This window comes from Photobacterium sagamiensis, assembly GCF_050337085.1.
Classification (GTDB): Bacteria; Pseudomonadota; Gammaproteobacteria; order Enterobacterales; family Vibrionaceae; genus Photobacterium; species Photobacterium sagamiensis.
Map to the genome: position 1 here is coordinate 13,348 of NZ_JAKJSP010000061.1, position 18,492 is coordinate 31,839.

The window sequence follows — 18,492 nt, forward strand, 5'->3', positions numbered from 1 at the left end:
AGGCTCATGCAGACTGCGTCTGCGGCTTTTACGCTGAAAGCCTAGCTTGATACCCTGTAACTCTTTGTTATCACCTTAGGTCACCGGAATGAAAGGCCGTCTATAATAAGTGAATTCAATGTGTATAGAAAAATTGAACATTATCTGAGCGTTTCAACAAAGCTATAATTAAAGATATTCGTTCTTTTGTTTTATCGCAGCTTGATATACAGCTTCAGCCACTTTGTTATGCGCATCCTTATTTAAGGACGCCGGCACTAAAGCACCATTTTTCGCCAGTGCCGACAAGGTTTCTGAAACGGCAATTTTCATTTGGTGAGTGATTTTTGTAACATCAGCATCTAGTGTACCTTTAAATAAACCAGGAAAGGCCAGCATGTTATTCACTACTTTACCGCAGGTGGCAAATAGTGCGCCATTTTCTAAAGCTACACTAGGTTCAATTTCCGGATCAGGGTTGGTTAATGCCATGATGATTTGACCTTCACGAACCATTTCTGGTTTTATTAAGCCTTTCACCCCGGTGGTGGCCACTACCACATCGGCGGTTGCCATAACCTCTTCTAAACTTAATGGCTTCCCGCCTAAACTGCGAAGTTTCTTTTCTGCATCAACACTTAGATCGCAACCAACAACATCTTTTACGCCATAATCTAAGAGTAAGCTACAAATGCCCATACCTGCAGCACCAAGACCTATTTGGCCGAATACACGATCTTTTAAATTAACCTGGGTTTGCTTTGTAGCAGATAACAGTGCTGCTAATACCACCATTGCTGTTCCATGTTGATCATCATGAAAAACTGGTTTATTTACTCGCTTAATTAATTCATCTTCAATAGTAAAGCATTCAGGCGCTTTTATGTCTTCCAATAAAATAGCACCAAAAGATGGTGAAATGGCTTCAACAATTTCAATAATTTTTAACGGGTCTTTTTCTTTTAACAATATTGGTACGCCAGATAAACCGACTATTTCCGCCAGAATCGCGGCTTTACCTTCCATTACCGGTAAACCCGCTTCCGGGCCAATATCGCCTAAACCTAAAATGGCGGTACCATTGGTAACTATAGCTACAGTATTTTGAAGGTTGGTAAAATCCTTTATTTTACTCGGCGTTTGTTGTATTGCTTGGCAAACTCTGGCAACGCCAGGAGTGTAAACATCTCTTAAAATTTCTAACGAATCTATAGTAATGGTCGATACGGTTTTAATCTTACCTTGCTTATGACGATTAAAAACTCGATCTGATTTACCGGTTATAAAGGTATCTGGAAGAAGATTGATTTGCTCAAATAATTCTTCAATGCTTAGTGAATCATCATATTCTAGAGTGACCTCCCAAATTGTGTCTTTATCTAAACGACGAACCGCATTTAAGCCTTCTACCGTTGCACCAAACTCACCAATCACACCAAGAACTTTGGCCATATAACCAGGTTTATGTGGGGCTTCTACTAATAATATTTCAACAATGCGCATATCCACCTCGGTTTATGATGTTTTGGTATAAAAACAATACGTTACCAGGCATACCACATTTGGCGAGAGCTTACTAATGAGATTTAAAAAAAATACGGTTCTGTCACATCTTGGAATTGAAATATAGATACACTAATCCCCAGATACGATTAGGCCGCTAGAGCTGGATCCCGGATATCTCGTTCCTCAATTCCGGGATGACGTGTTTAGGTGCTTCAACTATTCATAATTTATGTGAAAGAGTTCTAGGGAGTAAAATTGCTCCCTAACAGACATATCTTCAGCATTTTTCATCCGTACATCAAAACGGGTGGCAATTGTATGAATGGCTATTTATTGAGTACCAAGATGCGACAGAACCCAAATTCTTGCTTAAAAAGAATTACAGGAACTTGGAACGACACTTTTAGCCAAGCGGTTTTACGCCGTTTGACTTGCTGCTTCCCAATCCGTCAGTATTTTCATGATCTGACGAGAATCTTTTGGTGTCGCCGCTGGGCGTTGAAGGAAATTTTGACCCTGCTCTAAGGCGTTACGAATTAATCTAACCTGGTAGAGGAATCCGTTGCCGTCAGCTGGTACCGTTACGGTTTCGCTTTGCTGTTCATATTCAGTAATGACCAATTGATTTTTTTCACCTTCCGGTAACCAAGGGTTAGATACAAGCTCTAAACTTCCTTTGCTGCCAAGTACCGTAAAACCCGCATGCAGGCCATAGTCTTCCGCCGTATGAAGCTGGCAGCTAATACCGTTAGTAAATTGAATGGTTGCGGCCGATTCGCAGATATTGCCATCTTCGCCAACTCGCCCCGATGCTGCAATATGGTAGTTGTCGAAAACACTGTCTCCGAACGCTTGCTGCATAACAAGGTGCATGAGAGACGCGGGATAGCAGCCAAGATTATAAAGTGCGCCCTTGCTATCTGGATTAACAAATTGAGCAATAGAGGCACAATACTGACCGTTGATCGCACGGATATCTCCAATTGCACCTTCTCGAATAATTTCACAGATCGTGCTGGCAAACGGATGAGTGAGATACATTAAGCCTTCCGCAAAGAAAACGTTATTCTTTGCAACGGCTTCAAGTGCCTCATCCGTTTTTTCCATATCAATAGATAACGATTTTTCGCAAAGAATCGCTTTACCTGCATTGGCTGCTTTTACCACGAAATCATGATGAAGGTGATTAGGTAGCGCAATGTAGACAATATCAACGTTGTCATCATTGATCAGGGCATCGAAATCGGTATATGTTTTTTCGATACTGTATTTTTCAGCGAATGCCGTTAACGGTACTTCCGAACGTCCGGCCACTGAATACAGTCGTGTATTGCCTTCTTCAACTATGGCATCAGCCATAACGCCTGAAATAAAGCTGGTGCCGAGAATTCCCCAATTCAGTGTCTTTTTCATTGTTTATTTCTCCACTGTTACTAGTTGGGTTTCAAATGCCTGAACCAGATCCGTTAAGCCTGATTGAATAAAGCGTTGAGTGTGCTCCGCCTGAAAGTGTTGTTCAAAGGCTGCTTTATCTTCATAACGTTCCCAGAAGATAAAGCGACGAGGGTTTTCTTTATCTTGCAGTGGAACAGCCATCGAGCATCCTTCTTCACTATTCATCCCTTCACAAAAGGAATGAATTGCAGCAATGGCCGTTTCGAGATCGATTTCAGGTTTGATGCGTAGTTCTGCTGTAATAAACAAGCCTTGTTCAAACATAATTTTTCCGAGTTAACGTAGGGAAACAATCAAATAGTAGGGTGGTATACCCAAACCACTTCAAGATGTAATGCTCAGCGAGAATTCAGTGGCTTTTAGGCAAGGCAGCCATATGAGCGAATAGTGGTTCTATTTGGAATATGGCTAACGCAGTATAAAAGCCACTAAAACTCGCCCCTTGGGAGCTCCTCTGGAAACTCACTTCCGCGCAAAATGTGCTTGAAAGGGGATGCCATACCTACACACATTTCGCTTGAATTGAATTCCCAGAGGATGCTCTGAATCATGCATCTTGAAGTAGTTTGGGTATAATATAATTGAATCCCCACAGTTGATAAACTACCATCTGGTTTGTTGTTTATAAACTATTGGTTGTTAATGTGGATAAATTGAAGAGTATGCAGGTGTTTGTGTATGTGGTGCAACATGGCAGTTTCTCTGGTGCCGCGGTCAATTTTGCTGTCACTTCAACCATGATTGGTAAACACATTAAGTTTTTGGAAGCGCACCTCGGTACAAGGCTGTTGAATCGAACCACGCGTAAGCAATCGCTGACAGAAGCTGGGCAAATCTATTATCTTGAATGCAAGCGAATTCTGGATGATATTGCAGAAGCCGAAAACAGCCTGCAAACATTAGAAAATAAGCCAAAGGGTACGGTGCGTATTAACTCCCCTGTTACGTTCGGCAATATTGTACTTGCGCCGATAGTGGCGGATTTTCTGCAGCAGTACCCTGATATCAATATCGAGCTTACGTTAGATAATGATTTGATCGATCCGCTGCATGAACAAGTGGATGTTGTGATTCGTATCGGTGATCTTGCCAGTTCATCGTTAATTGCCCGCCAAATTACTGTTTATGAGATGGTGTTTTGCGCATCCCCCGATTATCTTGCCAGTCATCAAATACCGCTTTCACTGAATGATTTAGTGACGCATCAATGTTTAGGGTTTAGCTATCGTGATATTCAAGCGAGCCTCGCGCTACGCATTGATACTTTGGCGTTTGATAAACAGCATACGAGACTGACCTCAAATAGTGGCCAGGCTTTAAAAGTCGCAGCGCTGAAAGGAACGGGAGTATTACTGCAGCCGCGTTTGTTACTTTCTGAAGAATTAGACCGTGGGGAATTAATCGAAATTTTGCGCGATCAAGTGCCGACGCCAACGCCGGTCCATGTCCTGTATAAGAGCAAAGCGTTACCACTCAAAACACGAGTTTTCATTGAGTTTGTTTTGTCTACCATGACCAAATCATGAAACGGAAACTCTGAATCTCGTATCTTGAGGTGGTTTGGGTATATCAGCTTCGCATCAAATCTGCCATTTCAAGCAGCGATTGCTCGATATAGATTCGCATCTGCTCGAGTTTGTCCTGCATTCCGGTTCGACTCGTCATATTGAAGCAGATGGAATCATTTCGCTTAAAGTACCTGATCCCATAACCGTCATCGACAATCGGACCATAACCCGCCAGTTCAACACCATATTCTGACGTGGTGCTGGTACAAACCACACTGTGAGTCAGGGCCTGGTATCCTTTATCGGTAAATATTTCTGGAAGCGTATCAATTCCGATGTCACGGCCAGCCGATTGATAACAGTATTTAAGGGCGAGTAAATGGGTGTAAATCCCATGACCAAACCTGCACTCGTTTGCCCTTTCGATGTGCTTTTGTGTCGCCTGAATGAGTGAATCGATCTTAGCCTGATCGCTACAATCGGGGTCACGTATATTTTGAATAAACGCCATCGACTCGGGCGAAACGGTATACAAAACATCGATACGTCCGTCAAGAAACGTTCTGGTCATCACTGCTTCATAGGCACTGTAGCACTTTCCATAAAGCTTATGTTCAGCCAATTGTAACGCCATCTGAACGAACGCATCGGGACTCACGCCAAATTGCTTGATCTGATTTTTACCAAACTGAGTAAAATTCAAAACCCTGGTTTGGGTATTGGCCGTGTGTTGACAAAACGCATCCGTTGCTGCACGAATCGTCTGCGTCAGCGCATCATCTAAATCAAACTCAATTTCTTCAGCTCTTGGGGCCAGCGATCCCTTTATCTGTGCAGAAGCGCCCCTTTCATCAAAAGAAACCTTATCAATCGTGTCATAGAGATATCCAATCAGGCGCAACATAACAGAGCCATCCACCGCTGTATGCTCGAAATTGACCCCGGTCTTACCATTTTTGAAAACGATAAATTGCAGCGACTTATCGAAAAAGCGATCCTTGCCATCTCCATGAAGTAACTGTTTTGATACCTCGGTTATCTCTTCCGGGTTGTTTTCATCCAGGCACAAGGCAAAAGCAGCTTCTTCGATTGCTGACATCGCTTCTCTATTATTAGCCGAGATCTGAAGCAAATCTGCCCTGCTTTCTGCCCAAGCATCTCGCTGCATTGTGGTTAGCACGCCTAAGTTTTGCCCTTTTCCTGAGATAGAAAGAATGCAATCAAGATCAGATTCAATCGCTGATGGCGATCTGATACTTCCTTTCTCATCAAGAATAGTAATCTTGTATATGCGCTGATTATGCATTACCACAATATGCTTTCTGGACGATGAAACTTTGAACTCATCCGTCCCCTGCTGCGCTATTCTTGTTGAGGAAAAAAGGTTGTTGTACTGATTCATGCAAAGCGGCATGTCTTTTTGCATGTCAACAATGAGCTCTTTTTTATCAATCAAAGAGATAAAATTATAAACGCTGACAATAAGCGCGGCGGCAATATTTGCCTGTGAACAGGCCTTTTCATCAAGCTTACTTTTCAGGTAATAAAAAACGTTGCTGTTAATCACCAGAGGATCTCGGGATTCCAGATAAAGAGCTCGCCAGACGGGCGCGGACCAGTTAGCGTGACCGTGCCGGTTAGCCCATTCAATCAGCTCATTTTGTAATACTTCTCCCTCTCCGCCAGACTGCAGAAACTGCTCAATCACCTTTCTGGTTCTGGCTCGCTCTTCGTCCGTTAATAACGGCTCAGCCCATTCAATGAGTTTACGACATGTTTTATTTAAGCTTGGCACCGGCATTATCGGTAACTCGTTTTGACAACTAAATGTGTTTCCCATTGTTTTTTTAATTCCTTGGGGTCTGTCTATTTTTTTAGAATGAGTCTTGCTGAACGCTATTATTCTCACCGCTGGGCGGCAGATACAAAGTAACCCTATTCGGTAACGCGCGGGTAAGCCTAAGCCCTATGTATAAAGGCTAAGGCTTACCTGCGCTTTCGAATATAGAGGTCGAATTATGTGCTGGTTTCGTATCGAACAAATTCCCGCTATCACTCTAGCGGAAAACCGATTTAGCTCGCTAATTCAATTTTGCAAAAATCTATTTTGTTTTCTTTCGGCGAACATTCAATAATGGCTACTTCCTTATACTGTTTCACTAAAATATAACCGAAGCAGCCTAAGATTAGGGCGATAGCCAACGCGCCGACCCACTGTATCTGCAAGAAATCCAGTTTGAACAACAAGGTTAGTCCACTCATTAACACTATGTTACCAATGATGTATTGAGCCTTACCGAAACGCTGCACCGTCAAGTTTAAATTCTCGGTATAGAGTCGGATCAGTGAGTCCAATGAATTGACTACAAAGGTGATACCGACCAGCACCATAGCTAGGTTATAAAAGCCGGTGGTGGCTATTTCGTTCGCGCTGTAATAATAGAGTACGGTAAACCAGACCGCGATGGGGATCGATGGAAACACCATCATAGCAATCAGCACTTGATAGGTTTTCATACCACCCGCAAAACGTGAGGTAAATTGACCAATCATGATGCTCCAAGCAAACCACCAGAATAAGTAAAATTCATGGTAATCATTCATTGGTAAAACAAAATGATGCAAATTGCCAAAGTAATTACCGATCAAAGCAAAGGTGGTCACAAACTCACTTATGTCTGAACCATCTGATAAAAACGCGCCTGCCCACATCAAAGCAATTAAGCCCAAGAAGAGCCAAGTACTGGCTAAGCTCAGTATGCGCACATAACGAATACTCGTGCTTGAATAAACTGCAGCGGCAATCACCACAAAGACAATCAGGTAAAAACTACTAACGATCGTTTCTCCGTCACCTAATTCTGGCAGATACCAAGGTAAATTTGTCAGTAGCAGGTAAGCGGTAAAGGCACAAGTGCCGATAATGATGAGATTGTTGATGAACTTAATCAGTGGGATCTCAAAGAACTTCACCTTCGGCTCTATGACACAAAAATAGAAACAGGTTAAGAAGTAAAATGCCCAGATCAGAAATGCCCAAAAGCCAAATTCGATGGCTAAAGGATTACTAAAGCTGTATTCAGGGCTTGCGGCCAGGTCTGCGTATCCCGCAAACTCGGTAAGCGGGAACATGATCAATCCCACGTCCAACCCGGAGGTAAACAAAATGGCAATAAAGGTAAAGGTGCGCACAGGGGTGACACCAATACATTGCACATTACCCCAACGGTAAATCACGAATGCAATCGCGACAAAAGTAAATAAAATACCTGTAATAAGCCAAGTGGTCATTATTGAGTCCCCGGCTTAATCTTTAAATAAAACATACTCATGGTTCCTTGTATTATGTTTTTAAATAACCAAGTACATTTTTAAAGGCTGTAAAAACCCCTCAAACCTTAAATATCGTTCATGCGATATTTAAACCCTGATAAATTAAACTTGGCGATAATAGACCTTTTAACCGAAGTGGCTTAGGCTGGCCTTAAACCTAGAGACCATATGTGTCTTTTTAAAAACACATATGGCTGTATTCGTCTTCATGACTTTTCTTTTATCCTTGTTTTTTTAATGCAAGAGCTGCTTCATGCAACTATCGTTTTTAGGTTGTGAAAACCCTCTTGAAACGCGAAAAACGTTCCCAGTAAAAATATCGTTAGCGAATTAAATGATTGGTATTGTCAGGGAAATACTGAACGCTTGGCTGCGCCACTGCGTTGCTCTGTTTCCCATTGCGGAGCGATCCACGTTGGTGCGTTTGATGGTGCGAGTGGTCTATTTCCCAAGATGGCATCTGCTGCCTTTTCGGCCACCATGATGGTCGGGGCATTGAGATTGCCATTTGGAATAGTCGGGAACACAGAAGAGTCGATCACTCGCAGTGATTCGATACCTCTGACCTGGCAATCTTGGTTAAGCACAGCCATTGGATCGTTATCCGCTCCCATCTTACAGGTACAAGACGGGTGGTAGGCGCTTTCCACATTTTGGCGAATCCAAGCATCAATCGCTTCATCACTAGTGATATCCGCACCGGGCTGAATCTCCTCTCCGCGATAGTCATCCATGGCTGGCTGAGCCAGGATTTCACGGGTCAGGCGAATGCAATCGCGCCAATCCTGTTTATCTTGTTCGGTGCTGATGTAGTTGAATTCAATGTTTGGCTTTTGGTGCGGATCAGCCGATGTCACCCAAATACGACCGCGGCTTTGCGGTTTGTTCGGACCAACATGCACTTGGAAACCATGACCATCAAAGGCAACTTGGCCGTCATACCGCATGGCGGCAGGCAGGAAGTGATATTGAATATTTGGCCATTTCAGACCCGCACGAGAGCGGATAAAGGCGCATGACTCAAAGTGGTTGGTTGCCCCCAAGCCATCTTTTCGCAGTATCCAGCGCGTACCAATCAAGCCTTTGCTGACAAGCCCCAGTTTACTGTTCAGGGTAATTGGCTGGTGACAGGCGTATTGGAAATAGACCTCAAGGTGATCTTGCAGGTTCTCACCAACGCCCGGTAGATCGTGTTCAACGGTGATCTCTGCTTGTTCCAACACCGCTTTAGGACCAATGCCCGATAGCTGAAGGAGCTGCGGTGAACCGACGGATCCGGCAGATAGCAACACTTCTGTGTTGGCGTAAACCGACTGAACTTTACCGCCAACTTCTATTTCAACACCTATCGCCTGTCTGTTTTTGATCAGTACTTTACGGGTTACAACACCTTTCTTCACTGTCAGGTTATTGCGCTTCATGGCGCGGCGCAGGTAGGCGTTTGAGGTCGAGGCACGTACACCTTTATCGACCGTCATATGCATTGGACCAAACCCTTCCTGCTGATAGCCGTTATAGTCATCGGTTTTCGGATAGCCCGCTTGTTGCCCTGCATCGATAAATGCCTGATACAGCGGGTTAAGCTGCATATCGTTGCCATTGCAGGTTGCGACAGGACCATCGCCTCCGCGATAGGCATCTTCTCCACGTATCCATGATTCAGCGCGACGGAAATACGGCAGGCACTCCTGGTAGCTCCAGCCCGCGGCACCCTGCTCTACCCATTCATCAAAGTCGCAGGCATGGCCACGCACATACACCATGCCGTTGATTGAAGAGCTTCCACCCAGTACACGCCCTCGCGGACAATGCAGGCGGCGGTTATCGATGCCTGCCTCGGGTTGTGTTTCGAACTGCCATGCATACTTTTCACTGTTCATTGGGTATGACAGTGCAGTGGGCATTTGAATAAAGATACTTCTGTCACTTCCCCCGGCTTCAAGCAGCAAGACGCGGTGTTCGCCCGAAGCGCTTAAACGGTCGGCCAACACACAGCCAGCGGATCCCGCGCCGACAATGATGTAATCATAAGTTGTGTTCATTTGATTTCCCTTTCGATTCTGCAATTAAGATTGAAGCCTGCTGTTACCGATATCTACAGTTGCTAGCGATACCTGCAATTGCAGGTATCTAACGGCTTATTCGTAAGGACACTCAAGATCACCGAGTTCAATCATCACACTCTTGTTCTGGGTGTAATGGTTAAGCGTTTCGATTCCATTTTCACGGCCAATTCCAGACTGTTTGTAGCCTCCCACTGGCATTTGAGCCGGCGAACCACCCCAGGTGTTCACCCAACAAATTCCCGCTTCTATTTGAGCAATAACACGATGGGCACGAGAAAGGTTTTGGGTAAATAGGCCGGCAGCAAGTCCGTACTGCGTTGCATTCGCCCGCTTGATCACCTCATCCTCGTCGGTAAATCGCAGTATCGACATCACCGGGCCAAAGATCTCTTCCTGGACCTGAGGCATATCGTCGGTGCAATCGGCAAAGATAGTGGGCTGAACAAAGTATCCCTTGTCGAGTCCGTTGCCAGTTTCACGTTCACCCCCGCAGATAAGACGCGCGCCGGATTCTTTGCCCGCTTGAATAAAGCCGAGTACTTTTTCCAGATGTTCGCCAGAGATAAGAGCGCCGATTTGGGTCGACATATCGGCAGGATTTCCGATAACCAATTTATTGGTCCTATGGGCAAGTTGCTCGATGAAATCATCGTAAATCGCGTCATGAACAAACACACGGGTACCATTGGTGCAGACTTCGCCTTGGGTGTAGAAATTAGCCAGCATCGCTGCGGAAACTGCGTTATCCAGCTTGGCATCATCAAATACAATCAGTGGTGATTTACCGCCAAGCTCCATCGTAATATCTTTCAGTGTACCGGCAGCATCGGCCATCACTTTCTTGCCTGTACCTGACTCACCAGTGAAAGAGACCTTGGCAATGTCAGGGTGGCGAGACAGCATTTGACCGACACGATAATCTCCTTGCACAACGTTGAAGACTCCATCTGGAACACCAGCCTCAGTGAAGATCTCAGCCAGCTTCAATACCGACAAAGGCGTTTCTTCCGAAGGCTTAAACACCATGGCATTGCCCGCAGCCAATGCCGGTGCCGATTTCCACATTGCGATCTGAATTGGGTAGTTCCACGCGCCGATCCCAGCGCAAACACCTAGTGGTTCACGACGGGTATAGAAAAACTGACCATGCCCCAAGTCTTGTTGCTTTCCTTGAATCGCAGCGGCAAGCCCCGCGTAGTACTCGATAACATCCGCGCCAGTAACAATATCCACCTCGATAGCTTCCTGGATCGGTTTCCCCGTATCTTTGACTTCCAGCTCGGCAAGCTCATCGTTACGCTCTCGAAGAATGGCCACCGCCCGCATCAAGATACGACCTCTTTCCATACCACTCATGGCTGACCACACTTTGAAGCCGTCTTGCGCCGATGCAATGGCACGATCAACATCTTGGGTTGATGCCTGACCGATTTCAGCCAGTTGCTCACCGGTTGCAGGGTTAGAGGTTACAAAGGTTTCTCCTGATGAGACGCCAGTAGCTTGACCATGGATGTAAAGGGACTTCATTTTCATCAAAATGCCTTGATAATTAGTTTTTTATTATGAGATTGCACGTCAGTTCGAGTAAGGGGCGAGTTGTTTTTCCAGATAATCGGAAATGATCTGCTGTGCATTTTCGGGACAAATCCCTTTAGGATTCAGCGCGCCTCGCAGCCAGATCCCATCGATTAGCGCGGCAATTCCCTGCGCAACGAAGGCGGCTTGTTCAGCGGGTAAGACTTGCTTGAGTTCATATCGAAGGTGTGACAACAGGCGACGTTCGTTGACACGTTGGAGTCGATGCAGATCAGCATCGTGCATTGACAGTACCCAGAATGCGAGCCATGTCTTAACAACTTTGCTTTCGACTTGATAGCCATCGAAATTGGCGGCGACAATCGCCTTAATCCTTGCCGTAACATCATTACTGCCAACAGCACGTAAATGCTCAATCAATGTTGCCGATAGTTGACGTAACACCGAGCGCATCGTTTCTTCCAATAAACCGTGCTTGCCACCAAAATAGTGATTAATGATACCTGGGGATACGCCAGCTTTTCGGCTGATCAAGGCCACACTCGCTCCCGATAATCCGACCTCATCAATAACGGCCATCGTCGCTTCGACAAGTTGCGGCCGACGTATTTCTGGCATCCCTACCTTTGGCATAACTGTTACTCAAATATTTTTAATTGAACGTTTAATTAAAAATAAATTTACACTATCTCAGAGCTAAGTCAAAAAAAATGTTTCGTACAGTAACGAATTAAACCAGACAACCACACACAGCAACAAACACAAGATACTGTTATGTAAGGGTTTATTCGTTTAATCGTAAATTTTAATTTCATTTAAATGTTTTGTGTCGAAAACAACTAAAGATGGCTTTGTTCTGCAATATTGATGTGATATTTGGCGTCGTAAATTACAGCCATTCCTGAACGATAGCGGCGATCTCGATATCAGCGGCCTCTTCACAAAGGGTACGGATCCGGTCTGTATTTGACTCTAGCTGACGCTTGTCGCTACCCACGAGGCAAACCGCCAGAACGGCACGTTGCCATTTATCCTGGAAACCCACCTCGGCCACAGAAGCGTTGAATTTGTTCCTGATGCGATCCTTTAGCCCACGTACCTCGCTGCGCTTCTCTTTAAGCGATTGAGCATGGGGGATCACCAGTTCGATGGTCAGAAGAGTAATGAATATGGATTGATCGCTCATAGGGGATCACCATTATTAAAGACGTTGGTATTGTTGGTCGTGAACGTAACGTAGTTATGATCATGCAATTGGCTTCGATAAAAAGAAAGCTAGAAAGTTAGTTTCTTATCTCAATTACATGCATAGAATCGGGTGAGGTCAAGCCACCACATTCTTTATGATGGTTACGGTTTACCATAAGTTGCCCCAAACCAATACATAACCTGATTTGAGGCCGCTTTATCACAAAACCAAATTCAATCTAATATTCTTCTATTACTTTGAATCAGCACGGCTCATGAATTTATGTTCAGCGGTGTTGATCTTAATCTTTTCACCATTTGCAATGTATTCTGGAACTTGAACTGTCAGGCCAGTAGAAAGGATCGCAGGCTTAGTACGAGCACTTGCAGATGCACCTTTAATTGAAGGATCGGTTTCAACAATCACCAATTCAACAGTAGCAGGAAGTTCGAGAGCAACAGGAGAGCCGTCAACGGTAAGTACTTGCAGGCCTTTTGTCTCTTCTGTGATGAAAAGTAGCTCTTCTGAAATAGACTCTTTATTGAAATTATAAGGCGTGTAATCTTCGCTATCCATGAAGACGTACTCATCACCATCAATGTATGAAAAAGTCACTTGGTGGCGGCTAAAGTCAGCAAGGTTGATCATCTCATCGGCTTTGAAGCTCTCATCAGATTTTGCACCAGTTGCAACATCATAAAGACGCATTCTGTATAGACTAGCTCCAGCACGGCCACTTGGGGTTAGTTTGGTGATTTCTTTAACAAGCAACACTTTTCCGTTATGTTCGATGGCTGCAAATTTTTTTATTTCACTTGCCTTTGGCATGATCATTAGTCCAAAAAATAAATTGTGAAATGAAAATATCATGAACTGAATTTTTGGCAAGTGTTGAGGGTAAGAAGCGCTGATTTCTTCACCGCTTAATACATAATATTGTATTTAATAATCTCATATTGTATACCCAAGTTACCTCAATATGCAGGATTCAGAGTGATGCCAGCCAGTTCAATTCAAGGAAAATGAGCGAAGGAATGATTGGTCCTTTCGAGTGCATTTGACACAGAAGTGGGCTGGCTGGATCACTCCCGAAGGGCGAGTTTTCCAGGCACTAATGTTGCGTTGCTGATTTTTGATGTAGAGCGACTATATCTGCAAATCAGCGCCTGACCTTAGCGCCTGGAAATTCTCGCTGAAACGAGCATCTTGAGGTTACTTGGGTATATATCTCGCTATGCTATCAGGTACTTAGATGATTTCAGACAACAGAACAGAATGAACGCCACCTAACAGAAGATAAGCGATTGATATTATTTCAATAAAATGGTGATACACAGTGATTTCTAACAATTTGGTTCTGATAGCTGGACGATTCTTGAAGCTGATCTATAATTACTAATGAAGAGCGTTTCTTTCCGCCAATAGGTCTTGTGAGATGAGGGGAAAGAGTAGCAACCACGTAAGTTTCTGGGCTTGCAGCGTGGTCAACGAGAGAGAAGCAGAACCCTGTCATAGCTAACTCTCGACGCGCTTTTCATACTCCTGTCTGTTTTGTAGAGAATCAAGAAACCCGCCTGTAACGCGGGTTTTTTCGTTTTATTTCACTGTTTAAGGTCCTTGCTCACACTTCCCATTCTGAACCGGCTTCGGTTGGCTTGCTGGCGTCTAACGTCTCATCGGCCCAGCTAAGCGCTGCCATCACGCAAGGAAACCCCAGGGTACTGGTCAGAAGAATAAGGACATGGCGAATTTCATCAATGCTGGCTCCGGCTTCAAGTGCCCTTCTGGTATGGCTGTGGACTGCACCTTCCGAGCGGATTGCCGCAGCCGCGGCCAACTGGATAAGCTGCGCCGTTTTCTCATCTAACGGCCCTTCCTGCTTAACGGCCTTGCCGAGTGATTCAACGGCATTTAATAGATCCGGATGCCTTTGTTTGATCTTAAGGTATTGATTGGACGGATTGCCAGCCATAAGTCTCTCCTAACAAATTGAATTAACTCTTAGTATAGCCAGCTCTAACCAAGTGACATTTTCATTTTTGTCTTAAACACTCTCAAAGTGATGTTAGCCGGTTATGAACAAAGGTATCGCGCAATAATTGCACCATGGCGCGGGTTTTCTCTGGTAAATACGACTTAGACGGATACACAAGAGTTAACTTTATTTCTGGCAGAGCTTCATTGGGTAATACAGGCAGTAACTCACCACCAGCAATCGCATCTTGCACCAAAATAGCGGGCAATAGCGCAATTCCTTGACCAGATTTCGCCATATGTTGGATCATCTGTAAATCATCTGAACACAATCGAATCGTTAATCCATCAGCCAGTGCTGTGGCGTTATAACGACTAACCAAAATACGATGCTGATATAAATCATCCAAATGTGCCGGCTCACCATGAGTGGCAAGATATTCAGGCGACGCAACGAACCTGCATGGATATGGCAGCAAGGTTTGCTGAACATAATCTTCATTCACCACCTTCTTAGTGCTCGGCAGTAACTGCAAATCAATATTTTCGCGCTTTAGGTCAACACTGTCCTGGCAATGTTCAATCTCTAGTGATACCAGCGGAAACTTCACCGCATATTGCTCAATTAGCGAAGCAAACATGCTCGATGTGATCAGCGCGGCGGGAACCGCCATCCGAATGACCCCTTGTAACTCTTTCTGCTGGCTATCCAACAAGTTAACGGCTTGATTGACGGTAGTTAATGGCTCACTGACTTGCTCATACAATAAGCGACCATTTTCTGTTAACTCAATCTGCCGCGTAGTACGGATCAATAACTGGCAGCCTAATGCTTTCTCCAACTCTTGTAACCGTCGGCTTACTTTCGAGCGTTGCAGGGAATACGATTTTGCTGCTGCGCTGATCCCACCGTGGCGTACCGTCAAAACAAACAGGTACAGATCGTCCATACTAACTTTCATTGTCCTACCAATAGGTCGCAAATGTGATATTTGTCATTCTATTTAATCTAATTGATAATTTCTATAATAACGGACTTTTCTATTGTTACTTGGAATACTATGCAAACCGCAGAGTTGAAATTTCGTCGCTGGATGCAAAGCCTCATTATCTTGTTTATTCTTTTTGCTGCTTACATTGTTATTGCAGATCGAAATGCACCATTAACCACTCAAAGCCGCGTTCAAGGTTATGTGATTCAAATAGCGCCAGAAATTTCGGGTACAGTGACAGGTGTTCAAATTATCAATAACCAGAAAGTCGCCGCAGGCCAACCACTCTTTACGATTGATCGTCGTAAATATGATTTAGCCGTTGAAAAAGCCAACGTCGCCCTTACCCAAGCTCACGAGCAAGAAGCATCATTATTTGCTAAAGCAGAAGCGGGAGAAGCAAAAGTCGCAACCACTCAAGCCGCCTACAACAACGCACGCAGTGAATACCGGCGCATTAAACAACTGGCACATAAAAATTTGGTTTCAGCATCGGTGCTTGATAGTGCGTTCACCAATCAAAATGTCTCATTATCAAACCTTCATGCCGCACAGCAAGAGTTGCGGGCCATTCAAGTACAGCTTGGTGATGCACCAGGCCAAAGCAGCATGGTACTCGCCGCTGAAAATGCATTAAAGCAAGCCCAGCTAGATTTATCACACACTCAAGTCAGTGCACCAAGTGATGGAGTGATCACCAACTTACAACTTGAAATCGGCAGCACTGCCAGTGCAAACAAACCATTACTGACTTTTATCCCAACCGATTCGTTATGGGTTGCAGCGGATTTTCGCGAAAAAGCCATCGCTCTGATGTCTGACCATTCAACTGCACTGGTCACTTTCGATGCCTTTCCGGGTAAGACCTTCCCCTTCAATGTACAGAGCCGCGACTTTGGTGTTGCTGCAGCCCAACAAAGTCCAAATGGGATGTTAACGACCGTTGAAACCAATAATCGCTGGGTACGAGATGCACAACGGGTACGAGTAAACTTAACGACTGAAGAAATCCTGCCAGAACAACTGTTTGTCGGCTCACGCGCCACTGTGGTGATCTACCCTGACGATAATGTTACCTGGTCGCTATTGGCTAAGGCTCAAATCAAACTGGTTGGCTTGCTGCATTACATTTACTGATCACCAATAATACAAAAACAACATGATGAAGGCTTTGCTATGAAAACAATGCGAATATGGTTCGGCTGTGTCACGGGCTTAGCCGTAACCCTGGTATTTGGCTGGTCATACGGCTTATTTACCGCGTTATTGCCCTTATTCGTCCTCACTCAAATAGATCGCTGGCAGTCGGGCGTATTAGTTCAATTAGCGCTCGGCATTATATGGGTAAGCATTCAAGTCAGTTTTATTGTCGGCTTTTTTCAGCCCTATCCGCTACTGATGATTACCGCCGTCGGCATTATGCTGATGTGTAAATGTATCGCAATGACCCACAAGAGTACTTACCTCTTTGGTTATACCGGGCTATTAGTTGGCTCTATTCTGCTGAATTTTGCCAGCTACAATGGCTTTGATCTTGAAGAATTCATTATGGGGTTATGGGCATCGGCAATTGTCACTGCACCAATTGTCGCACTTGCACTGTATCTATTCCCTGATGAATTGCCTGAAAACGCTAAAACAGCAGCTAACGTAAAAAACGAAACTGCCGTCAACAAGCAAGCTCCGGCATCTAAAAAAGTCGAGATAAGAAACCTCCGCAAAGATCAGATTGGTATGGTTCGCCAGGCTGCGCTTGGCTGGATTGTTGCCATGGCCGCTTTCATTTTATTCCAAGTAGCAGATTTGAATGATTCATTATCAGCCCAGGCATCTATATTGATAGTGCTTACACCTATGACTTTAATAGGATCTTTAGGTGCAGCAAAAATCCGTATTATTGGTACGTTTCTTGGCTGTGTCGCAGGTATGATGGTTCAGTTAAGTTTGTATACGCTGTCTAACAATGGTCTGTTATTTCTGATCTCATACGCTATTGCTGCGGGTATTTTTTGTAAGTGGTTAGCCTCGGGAACCATCAAAGCAAGCATCGGTTTTTCAGCCATGTCCGCGTTGACGGTCCCATTAACGACTTCTTTTGTCCCCGAACAAAAAGATGCGTTCTTTTCTATCTGCTACCGGTTTAGTTCTATTTTTATCGCAGTTATCGGTACATCACTCATCATTTGGATCACCCATCACATGCTGGTTCGTTTCATCCCTTTAGATCCAAACCAGTCCAAGGAACAGAATTGACAATATGAACCCGAGGTAAATTAGGTATATCTATTGTATCCTTGATTTAATCTATCCAATATTTGGAAGGTATTAATGATGATTATGCAAAAGCATGAATTTCTATCAGAACGAAAAGAAGAAGTGACAGAGATTTTTGAGCGCATCGTCAATGCATCTCAAGAAAGTGTCGAAACTACTGGAAGTTACGTAGGTGATTTTGATTTTGATCGTAGCACAGCAAGGTGCGTAGCTATTAAAGCTCTCGAACGTGTAAAGGCGTTATACGTAGATAGTGGGTGGGATTTCGATTATAGCTTTTCGCAAGATACCACCAGCTGCTCTATCATCAGCTGATATAAACTCTAACCTCGCTTTTCAAGGGCGCTCATATTGATGCGCCCTTTTTGTTATCGCTAACTGCTCTCTATTTTAAAGCCTATTTTAACGACCACCTGAAAGTGACCTATCTTGCCATCAACAATATGACCACGAGTTTCAACGACTTCAAACCATTCCATGTTTTTAATGGTCTTATGACATTCATTAACTACGTTGCTGATGGCATCTTCGATACTGGTTTTAGATGAACCAACCATTTCTAGTTTTTTATAAGCGTGGTGTTCAGACATATCAAGCCCCTGTATTAACGAAGAAAACTTATAGAACTATAGTTGAAGAATAATTACTTTGCCAAAGTGCTCGTTTGATGAATAGCTTTG

17 protein-coding genes are annotated in these 18,492 nt (G+C 44.3%); 4 read left to right on the plus strand and 13 right to left on the minus strand.

Annotated features, from left to right (window positions below; genetic code table 11):
- Positions 1–168 precede the first annotated feature (168 nt).
- The 3 genes from L4D76_RS23915 to L4D76_RS23925 all read right to left on the minus strand — a co-directional run bounded on the left by L4D76_RS23915 (position 169) and on the right by L4D76_RS23925 (position 3,204).
- A complete protein-coding gene (locus tag L4D76_RS23915) occupies positions 169–1,482 on the minus strand; it encodes a malic enzyme-like NAD(P)-binding protein (protein WP_428443369.1) in 1,314 nt (437 codons plus the stop codon).
- Between the two features lie 420 nt (positions 1,483–1,902).
- Positions 1,903–2,886, minus strand: a complete 984-nt coding sequence (locus L4D76_RS23920; protein WP_428443393.1) for a Gfo/Idh/MocA family protein — start codon at positions 2,884–2,886, stop codon at positions 1,903–1,905.
- A 15-nt stretch (positions 2,887–2,901) separates the two neighbouring features.
- On the minus strand, positions 2,902–3,204 hold the full coding sequence (locus L4D76_RS23925; RefSeq protein ID WP_428443370.1) for a putative quinol monooxygenase: 303 nt from the start codon (positions 3,202–3,204) through the stop codon (positions 2,902–2,904).
- Between the two features lie 380 nt (positions 3,205–3,584).
- Between L4D76_RS23925 and L4D76_RS23930 the strand changes: the two genes are divergently transcribed.
- Positions 3,585–4,466 (plus strand): LysR substrate-binding domain-containing protein, encoded by an 882-nt coding sequence (locus tag L4D76_RS23930; RefSeq protein WP_428443371.1) that lies wholly within the window; start codon positions 3,585–3,587, stop codon positions 4,464–4,466.
- A 43-nt stretch (positions 4,467–4,509) separates the two neighbouring features.
- On the opposite strand, the gene L4D76_RS23935 is transcribed toward L4D76_RS23930, so the two are convergent.
- The 9 genes from L4D76_RS23935 to L4D76_RS23975 form a co-directional block, all read right to left on the minus strand.
- Entirely contained in the window at positions 4,510–6,288 is a 1,779-nt protein-coding gene (locus L4D76_RS23935; protein WP_428443372.1) for a choline/carnitine O-acyltransferase, read from the minus strand.
- 233 nt (positions 6,289–6,521) lie between these two features.
- A complete protein-coding gene (locus L4D76_RS23940; RefSeq protein ID WP_428443373.1) occupies positions 6,522–7,739 on the minus strand; it encodes a hypothetical protein in 1,218 nt (405 codons plus the stop codon).
- 389 nt (positions 7,740–8,128) lie between these two features.
- A complete protein-coding gene (gene betA, locus L4D76_RS23945) occupies positions 8,129–9,823 on the minus strand; it encodes a choline dehydrogenase (protein ID WP_428443374.1) in 1,695 nt (564 codons plus the stop codon).
- 96 nt (positions 9,824–9,919) lie between these two features.
- On the minus strand, positions 9,920–11,380 hold the full coding sequence (gene betB, locus L4D76_RS23950; protein ID WP_428443375.1) for a betaine-aldehyde dehydrogenase: 1,461 nt from the start codon (positions 11,378–11,380) through the stop codon (positions 9,920–9,922).
- A 42-nt stretch (positions 11,381–11,422) separates the two neighbouring features.
- A complete protein-coding gene (gene betI / locus L4D76_RS23955; RefSeq protein WP_428443376.1) occupies positions 11,423–12,016 on the minus strand; it encodes a transcriptional regulator BetI in 594 nt (197 codons plus the stop codon).
- Positions 12,017–12,272: 256 nt separating this feature from the next.
- Entirely contained in the window at positions 12,273–12,569 is a 297-nt protein-coding gene (locus L4D76_RS23960; protein ID WP_428443377.1) for a DUF503 domain-containing protein, read from the minus strand.
- A gap of 255 nt (positions 12,570–12,824) precedes the next feature.
- Positions 12,825–13,400, minus strand: coding sequence for an elongation factor P-like protein EfpL (efpL, locus tag L4D76_RS23965; protein WP_428443394.1), 576 nt, complete (start codon positions 13,398–13,400; stop codon positions 12,825–12,827).
- Between the two features lie 793 nt (positions 13,401–14,193).
- A complete protein-coding gene (locus L4D76_RS23970) occupies positions 14,194–14,544 on the minus strand; it encodes a carboxymuconolactone decarboxylase family protein (RefSeq protein ID WP_428443378.1) in 351 nt (116 codons plus the stop codon).
- Between the two features lie 82 nt (positions 14,545–14,626).
- Positions 14,627–15,508, minus strand: coding sequence for a LysR family transcriptional regulator (locus tag L4D76_RS23975; RefSeq protein WP_428443379.1), 882 nt, complete (start codon positions 15,506–15,508; stop codon positions 14,627–14,629).
- Between the two features lie 99 nt (positions 15,509–15,607).
- Here L4D76_RS23975 and L4D76_RS23980 point away from each other — a divergent pair, with 99 nt between their 5' ends.
- The 3 genes from L4D76_RS23980 (at position 15,608) to L4D76_RS23990 (ending at position 18,127) form a co-directional block, all read left to right on the plus strand.
- Positions 15,608–16,675 carry an HlyD family secretion protein gene (locus tag L4D76_RS23980; protein ID WP_428443380.1) on the plus strand — a complete coding sequence of 356 codons (1,068 nt, stop codon included), beginning with the start codon at positions 15,608–15,610 and terminating at the stop codon, positions 16,673–16,675.
- 39 nt (positions 16,676–16,714) lie between these two features.
- Entirely contained in the window at positions 16,715–17,791 is a 1,077-nt protein-coding gene (locus tag L4D76_RS23985) for a DUF2955 domain-containing protein (RefSeq protein ID WP_428443381.1), read from the plus strand.
- Positions 17,792–17,866: 75 nt separating this feature from the next.
- Entirely contained in the window at positions 17,867–18,127 is a 261-nt protein-coding gene (locus L4D76_RS23990; protein ID WP_428443382.1) for a hypothetical protein, read from the plus strand.
- A gap of 59 nt (positions 18,128–18,186) precedes the next feature.
- Here the strand turns inward: L4D76_RS23990 and L4D76_RS23995 are convergent, their stop codons facing one another.
- Positions 18,187–18,402 (minus strand): dodecin, encoded by a 216-nt coding sequence (locus L4D76_RS23995; protein ID WP_428443383.1) that lies wholly within the window; start codon positions 18,400–18,402, stop codon positions 18,187–18,189.
- Between the last annotated feature and the right edge of the window lie 90 nt (positions 18,403–18,492).